The sequence below is a fragment of the Paeniglutamicibacter sp. GQ140 genome (genome assembly GCF_059759235.1).
This window is the reverse complement of record NZ_JCAXDW010000006.1, coordinates 207,966-222,764: the sequence shown is the minus strand read 5'-3', so window position 1 is coordinate 222,764 and position 14,799 is coordinate 207,966. Positions and strand designations below refer to the sequence as shown.

14 protein-coding genes are annotated in these 14,799 nt (G+C 65.8%); 4 read left to right on the top strand and 10 right to left on the bottom strand.

Annotation, left to right across the window (positions count from 1 at the left end; translation table 11 throughout):
• Positions 1–4: 4 nt before the first annotated feature.
• On the top strand, positions 5–238 hold the full coding sequence (locus AC6CHY_RS10955) for a hypothetical protein (protein WP_217390628.1): 234 nt from the start codon (positions 5–7) through the stop codon (positions 236–238).
• Positions 239–278: 40 nt separating this feature from the next.
• Here AC6CHY_RS10955 and AC6CHY_RS10950 read toward each other — a convergent pair whose 3' ends face one another.
• Positions 279–1,286 carry a glycoside hydrolase family 3 N-terminal domain-containing protein gene (locus AC6CHY_RS10950; protein WP_254456371.1) on the bottom strand — a complete coding sequence of 336 codons (1,008 nt, stop codon included), beginning with the start codon at positions 1,284–1,286 and terminating at the stop codon, positions 279–281.
• A gap of 520 nt (positions 1,287–1,806) precedes the next feature.
• Here AC6CHY_RS10950 and AC6CHY_RS10945 point away from each other — a divergent pair.
• Complete coding sequence (locus AC6CHY_RS10945) at positions 1,807–2,256, top strand: hypothetical protein (protein WP_498226720.1); 450 nt, start codon at positions 1,807–1,809, stop codon at positions 2,254–2,256.
• On the opposite strand, the gene AC6CHY_RS10940 is transcribed toward AC6CHY_RS10945, so the two are convergent.
• From AC6CHY_RS10940 to AC6CHY_RS10910, 7 genes are all read right to left on the bottom strand, one after another.
• Entirely contained in the window at positions 2,253–3,527 is a 1,275-nt protein-coding gene (locus AC6CHY_RS10940) for a Y-family DNA polymerase (protein WP_217388744.1), read from the bottom strand. The two genes, AC6CHY_RS10945 and AC6CHY_RS10940, sit on opposite strands and share 4 nt — an antisense overlap.
• Before the next feature lie 476 nt (positions 3,528–4,003).
• On the bottom strand, positions 4,004–4,351 hold the full coding sequence (locus AC6CHY_RS10935; protein WP_254456049.1) for a LexA family protein: 348 nt from the start codon (positions 4,349–4,351) through the stop codon (positions 4,004–4,006).
• A 146-nt stretch (positions 4,352–4,497) separates the two neighbouring features.
• Positions 4,498–5,391, bottom strand: a complete 894-nt coding sequence (locus AC6CHY_RS10930; protein ID WP_217388746.1) for a cytochrome c biogenesis CcdA family protein — start codon at positions 5,389–5,391, stop codon at positions 4,498–4,500.
• Between the two features lie 18 nt (positions 5,392–5,409).
• Entirely contained in the window at positions 5,410–6,147 is a 738-nt protein-coding gene (locus tag AC6CHY_RS10925; protein WP_217388747.1) for a DsbA family protein, read from the bottom strand.
• A gap of 279 nt (positions 6,148–6,426) precedes the next feature.
• A complete protein-coding gene (locus AC6CHY_RS10920; RefSeq protein WP_217388748.1) occupies positions 6,427–8,265 on the bottom strand; it encodes an SH3 domain-containing protein in 1,839 nt (612 codons plus the stop codon).
• Positions 8,266–8,461: 196 nt separating this feature from the next.
• Positions 8,462–10,051 (bottom strand): AMP-binding protein, encoded by a 1,590-nt coding sequence (locus tag AC6CHY_RS10915; protein WP_498226755.1) that lies wholly within the window; start codon positions 10,049–10,051, stop codon positions 8,462–8,464.
• A gap of 108 nt (positions 10,052–10,159) precedes the next feature.
• Positions 10,160–10,711 (bottom strand): nucleoside deaminase, encoded by a 552-nt coding sequence (locus AC6CHY_RS10910; RefSeq protein ID WP_217388750.1) that lies wholly within the window; start codon positions 10,709–10,711, stop codon positions 10,160–10,162.
• A gap of 113 nt (positions 10,712–10,824) precedes the next feature.
• On the opposite strand from AC6CHY_RS10910, the gene AC6CHY_RS10905 reads away from it, so the two are divergent.
• Both AC6CHY_RS10905 and AC6CHY_RS10900 read left to right on the top strand, forming a co-directional pair.
• On the top strand, positions 10,825–11,454 hold the full coding sequence (locus AC6CHY_RS10905; protein WP_217388751.1) for a uracil-DNA glycosylase family protein: 630 nt from the start codon (positions 10,825–10,827) through the stop codon (positions 11,452–11,454).
• Positions 11,451–12,305 carry an SDR family oxidoreductase gene (locus AC6CHY_RS10900; RefSeq protein ID WP_217388752.1) on the top strand — a complete coding sequence of 285 codons (855 nt, stop codon included), beginning with the start codon at positions 11,451–11,453 and terminating at the stop codon, positions 12,303–12,305. Before AC6CHY_RS10905 ends, AC6CHY_RS10900 begins: the two co-directional genes overlap by 4 nt.
• A gap of 383 nt (positions 12,306–12,688) precedes the next feature.
• Here AC6CHY_RS10900 and AC6CHY_RS10895 read toward each other — a convergent pair whose 3' ends face one another.
• Positions 12,689–13,966 (bottom strand): NAD(P)/FAD-dependent oxidoreductase, encoded by a 1,278-nt coding sequence (locus AC6CHY_RS10895; RefSeq protein WP_498226719.1) that lies wholly within the window; start codon positions 13,964–13,966, stop codon positions 12,689–12,691.
• 386 nt (positions 13,967–14,352) lie between these two features.
• Positions 14,353–14,772, bottom strand: a complete 420-nt coding sequence (locus AC6CHY_RS10890) for a hypothetical protein (protein ID WP_217388754.1) — start codon at positions 14,770–14,772, stop codon at positions 14,353–14,355.
• Between the last annotated feature and the right edge of the window lie 27 nt (positions 14,773–14,799).

Here is a 14,799-nt window from a genome sequence, read left to right as displayed (position 1 = left end):
CCCGTTGTTCAACTCGGCACTGTCCCCCGCCGCGCGCGCGGCGTTCCTGGACTCGGTTCCCGCCCCGGCGGCGGCGCCTTGGCGCGAACCACACTACGGTGCAGGGGTCATGGTCGACCGTCGGCTGCGGATCCGGGGCCACGGCGGTGCGGTACCGGCTACCGCGCTCATTTGTCCCGGCACCACGGACTTCAGCCCGGAATCCGCCCTGGTTTCCCTGTTGGGTTCGGCAGGCTGAGGGGCCCAGCCAACTGGCGGCTGGGCCTCTTGCCGCGCCTCTAGCGTTCTTCCTTGACCCGGAGCACGTGCAGCGCCGCGGCGTCGATAATGCGGGCAAACTCAGGGTCCTTGCCCGCCTTGGAATACAACGCACCGGCGATGGCCGGCATGTTTCCGGCGTCGACGCAGAGCATCATGGTTCCCCCGGCCTCGAAGAAGCGCACGGCACGGGTGCCATGGCCCCAGGGTCCCAGCTGCGCGGCGTCGCACAAGTCGTCCGAAACGATGATTCCGTTAAACCCGAGGTCCTCGCGCAGCATCCCGCGCATGATGGTCGAGGAGAACGGGGCAATGTTCTTGGCATCGATCTTGGAGTAGCGGGCGTTCGAGACCATCACCCAGTCGTTGCCGGCGGCGATGCCTTCACGGAACGGCTTGAGATAGGCGTCGTCCCTGGTGGTTTGGCTGTCGGTGACATCCTTTGCGACGTCGGTGTTCTTGGTGACGCGTCCGAGGCCCGGGAAATGCTTGATGACGGGGTCCACGCCTGCCGCCAGCATCCCGGCGGAGAAGGCCCGGGAAGCGGCCGAGACGGTCCGCGGGTTGTATCCGTATTCGCGTTTCCAGTAGCCGATCGGCCCGTTGGAGGGGGCGAAGGAGGCCGACGGTACGGTGTCGGCCACCGGGGCCAGATTGACGTTGATTCCCGCCGCGGCCAGTTCCTTGCCCCAGTCGGCGGCTCGCTCGCGCAGCGTCCCGGCGGCCCAGCCGCCCTGGGTCAGGGCGGCCGGCAACGAGGAGAAGCCGCTGCCCTTCAGGACCTGGACGGAACCGCCTTCCTGGTCCGTGGCCACGAACGGGTCAACGTCCGCCGACAAGGCCTTGGAGATGGTTGATTCGACCCGTTCAACTGCCGCCGCCGTGGCTTCGGTCCCGGCGCTGCTTCGGCCCTTCAGAAAGAAGTTCCCCAGCTCGTGGTCGGCGATGATCGCGCGGTCGGCCGCGCTGCTGCCGGTTGCCGGGAAGCCAACCATGAGGACTTGGCCGATTCTTTCCTTGAGGCCCATTGACGCGAGCGTTTTTTCGGCGGCGCCTTGCTCCGGTGTCGGTGTGGGCCGGGTGCTAGGTGCCGCCGACGATGGTTGGCTTGGGCCTGGGGCCGCCGATGGCGCCGGGGACGAAGAAGACGCGGTGCTTCCGGGCGCCGAAATGCCCGGGGTGCTTGTGGGGGCGGGCGCAGGGTTCGGGGCACAACCGGCCAACGCCAGAGCGGGAAGGAACACCAGCGGGAGTATCCTGCGGCGCAGGGAAGTCGTTGCTCGTGAATTGCTCATGGTGCGCAGCCTCTCTTCTCCAACATCTTCAGCGTGCCAGAAAAAAGGCGGGACGGGGCATTTGAACCCACAAATCGTGACGAGAACACTCGTCGCCTTCCGGGTCGGCGCGCTAGGGGCTAGTGATCCGGGTCCGGGCCGGGACATTCTCATGAAGAGTTCTTTCCGATGTTTGGCGCAGTTTCCTGGGTCCAACGCGAAGGTGTCGACGGGCAGGCCTATGCTGGGCACAGGACACTTCGAGGAGGAACCGATGGCATCAGACGCACTCCCAAGGACTACTCCGGCCGAAGGTACGCCACCGGCGGGCGATGCCCGCCGGCAGGCCCCGCAAGAACCCTTTGACACCGAGCCGGTGCCCGATGTCTGGCGAATGCCCTCCCGCGGCATTGAGTGGTGTGACTGCGGGCAGCATCATGACGTGGACCGGAAGATTGTGCTCGATTTTGCCGAGGCCGCGGTCGAAGACCGGGAATGGATGACCCACGACGAAGTTGTCGACACCGCCATGGATCTGTGGAACTACGAGTCGGTTTGCGAGTTCTTCTTCATGGCCATCCGCCGGTCGGCGAGCGCCGTGAACGGCGGACCCGCCCGGAAATACCGCTTTGAGCGCGGGCTGGAAATCGTGGCGTACTTTTCCAAGAGCTGGCAGGGGTGCCCGGAAGAAATTTGCTCCGTCGTGCGTGAACACCGGGGTTAAGCCTTCACCACCGGGATTTCCGCCCAGTCGGTGGTGAATTTGGGCGAGGAGTAATCCCTTTTCATTGACCAGCCCGGTTCCACCGCCAGTCCCCCGGAGCCCAGGCCAATGGACTTGTTCCCGAATCTTGCCTTGACCGCACCCAGTACGTCGCCGACGTGTTTTGCCGCGATGTCCTCCTCGAAGAGCGTGAAGGCGGCTTGTCCCGGTTCCGGTTGCAGCCCGGAGAGCACCACCCCGCCGCGTACGTATGAAGCGCCGGGCTGCATGATTTCACGCATGGCACCGACGGCCAGACGGGTGAGCAGGATCGGGTCCTGGGTCGGTGAGGGAAGTTTGAGCGTCACGGAGGGGAACGAGGCTTCCCCTCCGGCGAAGCGGCTCGTGCCGGCGGTGACGGTGAGCAAAGTGGCCCAGAGCCCGTCGGACATCAGCCTGGCCGCACCACGCTGGGCATAGATGGACATGACCTCGACCATGTCCTCGATGGTGGTCACGGGGCTGGAGAAGGACCGCGAGTACATGATTTGCTGTTTGTCGGCCCGTTCCTCGTTGTGGGGAATGCACGGGGTCCCGTTGAGTTCCAGGACCGTTCGCTGGAGCACTACGGAGAACTTCTTGCGGATCTCTGTCACGTCGGCCGCCTTGAGGTCGGCGATGGTGGAGATGCCCATGCCCGAAAGCCGTGCTCCGGTGCGGGCTCCGACACCCCACAGGTCGGTGACCGGAACCCGGGATTGGATGTCAGCGACCAGGCGCGGGTCCATTGAATCCATGGAACACACGCCTCCCAGGTGCGTGTTGTGCTTGGCCACGTGGTTGGCGAACTTCGCCAGGGTCTTGGTCGGTGCCACGCCCACGCAGACAGGAACCCCCACCCCTCGCCCGATGGCCGTGCGAATTCGCGTCGCGAGCTCCCCGAGCTGGTCGGGATTTCCCTGGACGCCGAGGAAGGACTCGTCAATGGAGTACACCTCCTGCCAGGTGCCAAAGCGCGAGAGCACCTCCATGACCCGGGCGCTCATGTCCCCGTAAAGTTCGTAGTTGCTCGAGCGCACGGCCATGCCGTGGCTTTGGATGAACTGCTTGACCTGGAAGAAGGGTGCACCGGTGGTGATTCCCAGTTCCTTGGCCTCCTGCGAGCGCGCCACCACGCAACCGTCGTTGTTGGACAGGACGACAACGGGCTTGCCGATGAGCTTCGGATCGAAGACCCGCTCGCAGGACACGTAGAAGTTGTTCACGTCCACCAGCGCAATCCGCTCCGTCATGGCGTCCCTTGGTGGTGCAGTCGCGAAACAACGGCCGATGGCACGCACGGTTCCACAAGCGGGACCCTCAAGTTCCCTGGTTCAGAGCGGCCGCCCGTAGGGATAGTCCACCCATTGCCCGGTTCCTTCCTCAGGGCATTCCCTTTCGGCGCCGTGGCGTACGCACCATGCGTCTGCGGGGTAGCGCCACCCTTGAAGCACCGCGTCGATCTTGACGTCTTGTTCTTCCCGGCCATCGGCGAATCGTGCATCGAACCGGATGCTCCTGTATCGGGTCCTGGGCCAGTGGCGCCGGCGCTTCCAGGAGGCACTGGCCCGAACGGCAACGGGCAGCTCCGGGTTTTCATCCCGTTCCTGCTGTGGCTTCATGTGGAGGGGTCCTCTTGTCGATGGCAGGGGTTATCCAGTGCGGCGATTTTCGTTCCCGGGTTTGTCGCAGCACCGGGGATTGCTGTCTGCAGATGCCGTTCCCGCGTTTACACATGGTGCAGGCAGCGGGTGACGACGCCCCAGATGGTGGTTTCCTCGGCGACGGCCTCGGCTTGCTCAACCGGTTCTTCGTCGCTGGACAGGACCGGGGTGCCCCGGCGGGAGACGAGCCGACGGATGACCAGTTCCCCGCCCTGGACGGCGATGACCACCGAACCGTCGCGCGGGGCCACGGCCCGGTCCACGATGACCTCGTCGCCGTGGCTGATCCCGGAAGATGCCATGGAATTGCCCGAGACCCGCATGAGGAAAGTCGAGGTCCTGTCCCTGATCAGCAGGCGGTTCAAATCTATTCCGCCGCCGTAGTAGTCTCTCGCCGGGGACGGGAAGCCCATGGCTTCGACCGCGCCGACCGGTCCCTGGGATTCCGGCGGCGGGGCGGGCGGCTGCGGCAAGTCAATTCCAAACACGGCCCCCACCTTTCGTAGAACATAGATTCGACTCCAAGCCTACCAGCGGAGGCCCCGGATCCGGAGTCTCGCTACTGTTTTTCGAAAGTGCCATTCCCGCGCGGGATCTCGCCGGCCTCGGCGTTCTTCACTGTTCCTGCAGACGCATGCCCGCCGGTGCGGCGCACTGCGGCACGGAGCCACCAGGCCAGCAGGAATGCGCCGACCAAGGCGGTCCAGGCCCACGATGGAACAGCTGCGTCCAGTTGCCTGCCCACGTTTTCCACCGCCGCAATCATGTTCCTGGGCAACAGCTCCGGAACGGCCGCCATGCCATTGGTGAAGATCATCAGCCACCCGACGACCACGGTAATCGCACCCATCAACAGGGAAGTCGTGTGCAGGCGCAACCTGCCGACCGTGAGCTGGCGTCCCCTCATCCAACCCACCGAGCGGTGGCCCAGCCTGCGGATCACCAAGGCAATCAACATGATCGGCAAGACCATCCCCACCCCGTAGAGCCCCAAGAGCGTCCCGCCCCGGGCCGGGCTCGAGGAGGTTAGCGCCAGGGTGAGGATCGCACCCAGCACCGGGCCGGTACAAAACCCTGCCACGCCGGAGACCGAACCCAGGACGAAGGTCCTGGCCAGGGACCCGACCGCGGGGCGGGGTTTGCCCGGCAGAAGCCGGGTGAAATCGATTCCGCCGCCCCCGGCTGTCAGCAGTCCCAGGGCAATGAGCACCCACCCGGCGCCGTTGAGCAACAGCCCGCGGTCGAGAACAATGGTTCCGCCCAGCCACCCCAGCCCCAGTCCGAGCGGTACCAGTGTGGCGAGCAAGCCAGCCAGGAAAGTGGTGCCCAAGCCCAGCAACCTAGCACGGGAGGTGGAGATGGTGGCGAAGAACGCGGGCAACAGCAATGCGTTGCAAGGGCTGAAGACCCCAAGCATTCCGCCAATCAGTGCGTATCCGAGCCCGACGTCCATCGTTTGCCCCGCCCTGGCCTAGCGGGCGAGTTCTTCGTCAATGGTTTGCACGAAGACTTCCAGCGGCTGGGCGCCGATCAACGGGCGGCCATTGACGATGAAGGTCGGGGTTCCGGTGACGCCCAGGGCGCCGGCCTCGTCGTGGTTCTTCTGCACCAGGGCCGCGGTGTCGGCGTGCGCCGCGTCTGCCGTGAATTGCTTGGCTTCGACTCCGATGCGCCCGGCCAATGCCGCAATGCCCTTGGCGGAGTAGTCTGCGTCCTTCGCGGTGGCCCCTTCGGCGAAGATCGCGTCATGGAATTCCTGGTACTTGCCCTGCTTGCCGGCCGCGACGGCCAGCTCCGCGCTCTGGCGCGAATTCTCACCGAAGAACATGATGTCGCGGTACTCAATGCGAAGCTGTCCCCCGGCCACGTACTTGTCCAGGAGGGTGGGCAACGATTCGGATGCCCACTTGGCGCAGTAGCCGCATTGGTAGTCGGAATAGGCGACCATGACAACCGGTGCCTCGAGCTCGCCGACCGCCGTGGGGTCATTTGCATCCCGCCGTTCCACGTTGATCCGCTGCTGGGCCTCCGCGGGTTCAGCCTGGACCGGGCTCGGGTCCTGCTGCGCAACAGCGGCCGCCGGGGACGCATCGCCCGGTGCGGCAATTTGCATGCCAATCACGATTCCCAGTCCCAGGGCCACCGGGATGGGGAGGATCCAAAACCACGGCAGTCTCGGCCGGGTGGGTGTTGCAGGGGATTCCGTCATGTCCGAGACACCGGTTCCTTCCCGGTCGGGCCCTCGTTTCCCCGTCATGGCCCGTCGTTCACTTGGGGCGGGACGGATTGACGGTGCGGATGATGGGCGGGGGTGGCTTCCTCCCTCGAACGTATCGAAGTGAGCGGCACTTGGCGAATTGGTGTCGGTGCATCATCGGCCGGCTCCCACTACAGGGCGCGGGCGGCACCCGGAAGGCAAATGTCCACGGTCCCATGGAACAGGTATTTTCCGTGATCCCGCTTCGAGGTCACCCGCCGCGGGCCAGGGTTATTTGTTGGCCCGGGAAGAGGAGATCTCCGCGTGGATGTGGTCCATGTGCCGCGTGGTGTCGTTCCATCCGCGGGAGGATGCCAGGTGCTTGCCCCAGCCGCTGGTTGAATACGGTCCCCACTGGCCGTCCTCGGCCAGCCACAGCTTGTCCCGCCAGATCAGGTAGCTGATCCCCATCCGCTCGTGGTTTTCCACCAGGTACTGGGCAATCCGGTCGCCGGCCTTGATGCCTGCGTCCGAGGAATAATCCTTGATCATGAAGTCCGCGGCCAGCCCCGAGCTGTGCCCGACGGAGCCGGCGCGCGAACCGCCTACGCTGCTGATGTCGTCCCCGAAGCGGTCCCTCACGTCGCTGATCATGGACCGGGTCATGGGCTGCAGCTCCTTCGGCTCCCGGTACTCGACGCTGGTCAGCAGCGTGTTCTTGATCCAGCCCGTTCCCTTCGACGACTTTACCTGCGACCATCCCTCGGCGGTCTGCACAAAGGCCATTTTTTGGTTCGCGGGGATGATGCCCAGGGTGCTGAAGGAGGTTGAGGGGCCGGTGCGTACGTTGGCGGCGTAGGCGGTCCACCGATACGAGGTGGAATTGCTGCTCGGCTCGCTGGTGGCCAGTGAAGAACTGGGAATCCAGCCGTGGCCGCTCGGTGTTTCGATGTAGGACCAGTTTCCGGAGCTCTTGATCAGCCGGACCCTGGTTCCGCCGGTTTGCACCGCCAGGCGGTTGGAGGAAAGCGAGGCCTCGGCATAAATCGGTTGGGTGCCGTCCACCCAGCGGTTGGCGCCGGCGACCGCGTTGGATTCGGGTGCCTGGCCGGAGACCTTCGTCAGGTAGTCGGAACTCACCCACCCGGTCCGCGAACCGGCCTTGACCTCCCACCAGGCACCGCTGGACTTCCCCGTCCGGGCGACCGCGGTGCCCTTGGGGAGGACCACCAGCGACCTGTAGTGGGTGCCGGGGTTTTCCCGGAGGTTCAGGTTCGCACTCGTTCGATGGGTCGCAACCGCCGTGGGGGCAGGGGCCGTAGGCGCCGTGCCGCTGGGCTTCGTCAAATAGTTGGAACTCACCCACCCGGTCCGCGATCCTGCCTTGACCTCCCACCAGACACCGCTGGATTTCCCCGTCCGGGCGACCGCGGTGTCCTTCGCGAGAACCACCAGCGACTTGGAGTGGGTGCCGGGAGCCTGCCGCAGGTTCAGGTTCGCACTCGTTCGATGGGTCGCAACCGCCGTGGGGGCAGGTGCCGTAGGCGTGGGCGCCGTGCCGTTGGACTTCGTCACATAGTTGGAACTCACCCACCCGGTCCGCGAACCTGCCTTCACCTCCCACCAAACACCGCTGGACTTCCCCGTCCGGGAGACCGCAGTGCCCTTCGCAAGAACCACCAGCGACTTGGAGTGGGTGCCGGGGTTTTCCCGCAGGTTCAGGTTCGCACTGGTTCGATAACCCGCAACCGTCTGGGGCGCGGGAGACTTGTCGGCGGTCTTCGCCAGATAAACGGAACTGACCCATCCGGTCCGCGAACCGGCCTTCACCTCCCACCAGACGCCCTTGGCATGCCCTGTTCGCGTGACCGCGGTGCCCTTCGTGAGCACGGCCAACGAGTCGTAATGGGCACCGGCGTGCTGCCGCAGGTTCAGGTTTGCGGTCGTTCGAAGGGTCGTGGTGGCTTGCGCGCGCGGGGCAACGGGCTTCTTCGCGACGACGAGATGCACCGGAGGCACCGCGGTGGGTATCGGCGCTGCCGTCACTGCGGGGGCAAGGCCACCCACGGCCATCGACGCACCGAACGTCGCCGCTGCTATCCGCAGGGAAAGTAGTGGTTGGGCGCTCATGGTGGTTACTCCTTCAACAGAGGAATTGACCCGTGAGACATCAATCCCTGTGGATAAGTACTCGCTTGGGTACACCCTATGTGGCTAGAGTTGCTAATGTCACGGGTGTGACAGTCGGGATTTAAAAAAACCGGCCGCCCCGGTGCCACTTTTACCGGGACGGCCGACTGCGGAAACGCGCCAACGCGCGGCTTCGCTAGGCGTTTTGCCGCAGCACGTTCTTTTGCACCTTGCCGGTGGAGGTGCGCGGCAAATCCTGTGGGAAGTGAATCGCCTTGGGAACCTTGAAGCCCGCCAGTTGCGTGCGGGCGTGGGCCTGCAGCGCCGCCGCGTCGATCTGCGAGCCGCTGGCCCGAATCACGTAGGCCACCGGGGTTTCGCCCCATTTTTCGTGCGGCACGCCGATCACGGCCACGTCAAGGACCTCCGGGTGGCTGGCGAAGGCCTGCTCCACCTCGATGGTCGAGATGTTCTCCCCGCCGGAAATGATGATGTCCTTGGCGCGGTCCTTGAGCTGGATGTATCCGTCGGGGTGCATGACGCCCAGGTCCCCGGTGTGGAACCAGCCGCCGGCGAATGCTGCGGCGGTGGCTTCCTCGTCCCGGTAGTAGCCGATCATGACGTTGTTGCCGCGCAGCACGATTTCCCCCATGGTTTCCCCGTCCGCGGGCACGTCGTTCATCTCTGCGTCCACGATGCGCGCCGATTCGGCCTGGACCATGCCCACGCCCTGCCGGGCGACCTTTTGGGATTTTTCCTCGTCGTCCAGTTCGTCCCAGGCGTCCTGCTGTTCGCAGATCGTATAGGGCCCGTAGACCTCGGTGAGGCCGTAGACGTGGACGACCTCGATGCCGAGTTTTTGCAGCTTCCGGATGATCGCCGGCGAGGGCGGGGCCCCGGCGGTGGTGATCCTGAGGCCGCGTTCCAAAACATGGGCACGGGCCGAGTCGGCGATGATGGAGCAAACGGTCGGGGCGCCGCACAGGTGCGTGACGCCGAATTCGTCGATCGCGTCCCACACCGATTCCTCGCGCACCGCGCGCAGGCACAGGTGCGTTCCGCCGGCGGCGGTCACCGCCCACGGCGTGCACCAGCCGTTGCAATGGAACATCGGCAGGGTCCAGAGGTAGCGGGTGCGGGCGTCAAAGCCCTGATGGAAGGCCTCCCCCAGCGAGTTCAGGTAGCTGCCGCGGTGCGAATACAGCACCCCCTTGGGCTTGCCGGTGGTTCCCGAGGTGTAGTTCAGCGTGATCGGCGCCCGCTCGTCGGCAACCGCGTAGCCGATCTCAGCCCCGGTGCCCCCGGCAATGAACTGCGCGTACGTTCCGTCCACCGCAACCTCGGGCCGGGTGCCGGTGAATTCGGTGTCCTGGATCTCAAGGAGCGCCTCAAGGGTCGGGACCTCTGCGCGCAGCGCCGCCGCGGCGCCGAGCAGCTCCGAGTCGGCAAAGAGCAGTTTCGCGGCCGAGTGCTCCATGATGTAGCCGAGCTCGCGGGCCGACAACCGGGTGTTCAAGGCCACGAGTACGCCCCCGGCCAACGGGACGGCATAGTGGGCGATGAGCATCTCGGGAATGTTCGGTGCCAACACCGCGACGCGGTCCCCTGGCGCAATGCGTGTGGCCAGCGCCTTGGCGAATTGCTGCACCTCCGCCCCGAATTGCGCATACGTGTAGGTTCGCGCCCCGTGCACGACGGCTTCCTTGCCCGGGTACACCTCCACCGAACGCTGCAGGAATCGCAGGGGCGTCAGTTCCGAGTGGTTGGCCAGTGGTTGCACGCCCATGTGGTCCTCATTCCGGTCTTCATCGATTTCCCCGGTCGCAGCTGCCATGGCGGCGTGTGACGCGGGCGACATTTGCCAGGCAACAGACTAAGGTTTCGGAACCAAGTTTCACAATCCGACACCGGGTTCCACCGTTTGTGTCGTTTCCCCTGCACCTTTGGCGGGAGCGGGTCGGCTCCGCGATTCCTGGAAGGCCTGGAAGTGCAGGTAGCGGATTCGCGGCACCAGCTCCTCGGCCGGCCCGTCTACCTGGAGGCCGGGCACCACCATGTTCACGGGCAATGCGGCCAAGGGCCCGGGAGCCACACCCCATTCCCGGTGCCAGGAATCAAGCATGGCCGCCGAGGCGGCGAAGACCACTCGGCCCAGCCCGGCCCAGCCGTGGGCTCCGGCACACATCGGGCAGTGCTCCCCGGAGGTGTAGACCGTGGCCGCGGCCCGGCGCTCCGGCTCCAAGTTCCCCAGGGCCCACTGCGCAATGGCCAGCTCGGGGTGCGCGGTGGAATCACCGCCTGCAACGTGGTTCCTGCCCTCGTACAGGACCTCGCCGTCGGCGTCGACCAGGATGGACCCGAAGGGCTCGTCGCCCGCCTCGAGGCCCTCCTCGGCAAGCTCAACACAGCGGGTCAAGTGGTCAATGTCCAGGCGCGTCAATCCCATGTGCCCATCATGCGACACGGTCGCGGGATTGCCCACCCCGGCATGCCGGTGAAGGGCGGAATGCGCGCGGCTGGTAATCGGCGTAGGCTCAACGGGAGGGCGAAAGGTGAATAATGAGCCAATCCGAGTACTTTGAAGAACAGTTGAGCAAGGTGGAGGACGATTCCGTCGCCGAACTCACGGCACTATGTCGCAAGCTGCAGGACCAGCAGCCCGGTTCCCGGGTTCCGCTCATCGACCCGGTGCACGACGTGGATGAGGCTCGGGTTATCTCGCTCCAAATCGCGCCGGGCCCCGGATCGTCTTCGGGTTTCCTGTCCCTGCGCAACGACGATCCCACCGCGGCACGACTCGCTGCAGTCTATGAGGCTGCCGGGTTGGAGCCGCGTTTTGGCATCCCGTGGAACGTCTTTCCGTGGGAGTTGCCCGATGGCGGCACCAAGCTGACCCCTGACCAGGTGAAGGCCGGGATCCGACCGCTCAAGGAGCTCATGCGCATCGCGTACCGCACCTCGGCGATCGTGGCCCACGGGACCGAGGCCAAGCGCCTGGTCCAGGCCTGGATCAAGGCCGGCGGCCAGCAGGTCATCAACCAGCGCGGCATCAAGATCTATGAAGTGCGCTCCACCGCGGACCGTGCCTTCCTGGGTTCGGCCGAAAAGCAGCAGGCGTGGTTCGACGAAATGGTTGCGGCCTACGCCGACGCCATGGCGCGGGCCGGATTGCGTCCAGCCGCCAAATGAAGGTCCTCGTTCTCGGTGCCGGGGATCTCGGCACCGAGGCGGGCCTGCGCTTCCGGGCCGCCGGTCACCACGTCACCGCGTGGCGCCGACGGCCCGAAGTGCTGCCCACTGACTTTGCCACCCGCCGGGTCGACCTGTCGGATGACGCCATCGCGTTGCCGGCGATTGACCCCGACACCGACATCGTCGTGTTCACCCCCGCGGCGCCCGAGCGCAGCGAAGCCGCCTACCGCCGCACCTATCTGGATGCGGCACGGCGCGCGTTCGACGCCCTGGCGCGCGACGGGGTTTCCCCCCGGCGCTTCCTGCTGGTCTCCTCCACCGCCGTCTACGGCGATGCCGCCGGGGGCTGGGTCGACGAGGACACCGCGATATCCCCCGGCACGGCAACCGCCCGGATCCTGGCCGAGACCGAGGAACTGGTGCGCGCAAGCGCCGCAACGCCCGTCATCCTGCGCCTGTCCGGCATCTACGGGCCGGGCCGCAACCACTTGATCACCCAGGTGCGCAGCGGCAACGCCCGCACCCCGGAGAAAACGGTGTGGACCAACCGGATCCACCGCGACGACGCGGCCGCAGCCATCGTGCACCTGTGCACGATGGACCCCACGCCCGCGCAGCTATATCTGGGTGTCGACCATGAGCCGGCGGGCCTGGCCGAGGTCCAGGAATTCCTCGCCGAAAGCCTCGGCGTACCCCGCCCCGGGACCGGTGCCGCCCGGGTGAATCGCGGCGGCGACAGGCGGTTGTCCAATGCCCGCCTGCTCTCCACCGGCTTTGAGTTCACGTTCCCGACCTACCGCGAAGGCTACGCGAGCGTGCTTGCGGGCCAAGGCGTGCGCCACCCCTGAGCCGAATTCGGACGCCGTCGACACCCGGGCATCGATGCCCGGGGAATCGCTGACTGCACCAGAAATGGTCCACGCGCGGGGCGTCATTGGCGCCGCCGTCGCTGTCTGTCGCCTGGCCGGTGGTGTCCGTGTTTTGCCCGACCGTCGGGCGCGCAGGCAGGCCAGCTGGCGCCCCCCCCCCTGCGGTGCCGGGCGCCTCGCTCGCCATGTGGCTGGTGACCGTTCCGGGGCCACCGCGTTCAGCAGGATTCAGGCCTCGGCTCCTTGCCCTCAGGCCTTCCCTATTGGCCAGTCTGCCCCGCTCACGCCGGAACCCCGGCGGTCGGTGCGGGGCCGAGCCCGCACCGACCGCCGGGGTTCCGATGGTTTTGCCGCTTGCGGGACTAGAAGCCCTTGCGCAGGGGGTCGAAGTGGCGTGCCACGGAAGGCTTTTCCTTGCCGAGGATGCCTGCGGCGATCAGCTTTCCGGTCAGCGGGCCCAGGGCCACGCCCCACATGCCATGTCCGCCGCCGACGTGCACGCGCGGGGAACGGGTGGCGCCGACCAGCGGCATGCCGTCGGCGGTGCAGGGGCGACCGCCGACCCACTCCTCCTTGCGGTTTTCCCAGTTGATGCCCTTGTAGACCGGGGCGGCCGCGGCCACGATGGCCTCGATGCGCTTGGGCTCCAGCGGGTGGTTGGCGTCGCGGAATTCCATGGTCCCGGCGATGCGGAACCGGTCCCCGAGCGGGGTGCAGGCCACGCGCTGGGACGGGAAGTAGATCGGGTGGGTCGGCATGACCTCGGGCTGGACCGTGAAGGAGTAGCCGCGGCCGGCCTGGACGACGACGTTCACGCCGAACTTCTTGGTCAGGTCGTTCAGCCAGGCGCCGGTGGCCATGACCACGTGGTCGGCAGTGATCGAGCGTCCCTCGGAACCGATGACGGTGACGGAGCTTCCGTTGTCGCGAATGTCGGTGACGTTGAAGGACCCGACGATGTCGCCGCCGCGCGCGATCACTGACTCGGCCAGCGAATCCATGTACTTCGGCGGGTTCAGGAAGCGCTGGTTCTTGATGGCCACGCCGGCAGCCACGTCATCGGAAAGGGTCGGCTCGATGGCGCGCAGTTCGTCGCCGGTGAGCAGGTCGAACTCGACGTTGCCACCGGTCTTGCGGATCATGTCGAACTCGTGGAGCAAGCCCTCGCGGTCCTTGAGGGTCTTGAATCCGGTCAGGAACGGGTCGGCGGGCTTGGTCTTCTCGAGAACGCCCGGTCCTGCATTGGTGCCTTCGGCGATCTCGTCGAACGCATCCAGGCCGGTGGTGCCCAGTTCCGAGTAGATGCGCATGGCTTCCTGCCACTTCTTCGGGGTGCTGTGCCAGGTGAACCCGATCAGGAAGCGGAGCAGCTTGGCATTGGCCTTCAGCGGAATATACAACGGGGAGGCCGGATCCATCATCATTTTCAGCCCGCTGGAGAAGATGGAGGGCTCGGCGATCGGCAGGGTCAGCGCCGGGGTCAGCCATCCGGCATTTCCCCACGAGGCGCCGGAGGCAACGCCACCGCGGTCGACCACCGTGACCTTGACGCCTTCTTCCTGCAGGTACCAGGCAGCGGACAGCCCGACAAACCCGGCGCCGACGATTACAACATGCTCAGGCGTCGCTGCGCTGGCCATGGTTCACACTCCGTTCAAGAATTTCCAACTCTGGATCTCAACTTTGGCGTTGAATGCCACGCGAAGCAACGGGACTTCACTTTTCATCGGTGACGCAGGCCACTACACGCCATGGATTGCATTAAATGCGGCCGATTGAGAACTATTCCGTTTTTTCTGCCCCAAGCCTTGGCGAGTGCGGGTTTCTGACCCGTCAGCAGGGGTAAGCCGTGCCTACATCCTCGATCGAATCGATCCTCTGGGCAAGGGCCAAGGCCGAGACCGGGGCGAATCCGTGTACATCGACTCCGACGTTGATGCCCCGGCCCGAGGCCAGGAAGGCGCCGTGAACATGCCCGTGCAGCAGCCATTGCCCCTCGTCAGGCAGGCGGAATTGCGAATAGCGGTCATCGCCGTGCGACCCCCCGGTACGGGAAGTGGCTCAGCAGCACCTTGCGCCCCTGCGCGTTCTCCCCGGTGGCCGGAAGCTTCACCCGGGCGAATGCGCCGACACTGGCAAAGCCCGCATCAAGAAATCTCTTCACGTACTTTTCCGCCCCGATCCTGCCGGGCCAGCAGGCGTCATGGGTACCCGCAACGAGGTGCTCGGTGCCTTGGAGCTCCGAGACGATTTCAAGCCCGCGGGCCTTGTCGCCCAACGCCCAGTCCCCCAGCACCCACACGGTGTCCGCCGGTGCCACGGCAAGATTCCACCTCCGGATGAGTTCAACGTCCATTTCAGCGCTGTCGGCAAAGGGCCGGCTGCAGGTCTCGATGATGCGCCCATGGCCGAAGTGCGTGTCCGCCGTGAACCAGGTTTTCCGCATGCCTGTCCCTACCTTCCTCGACCACCC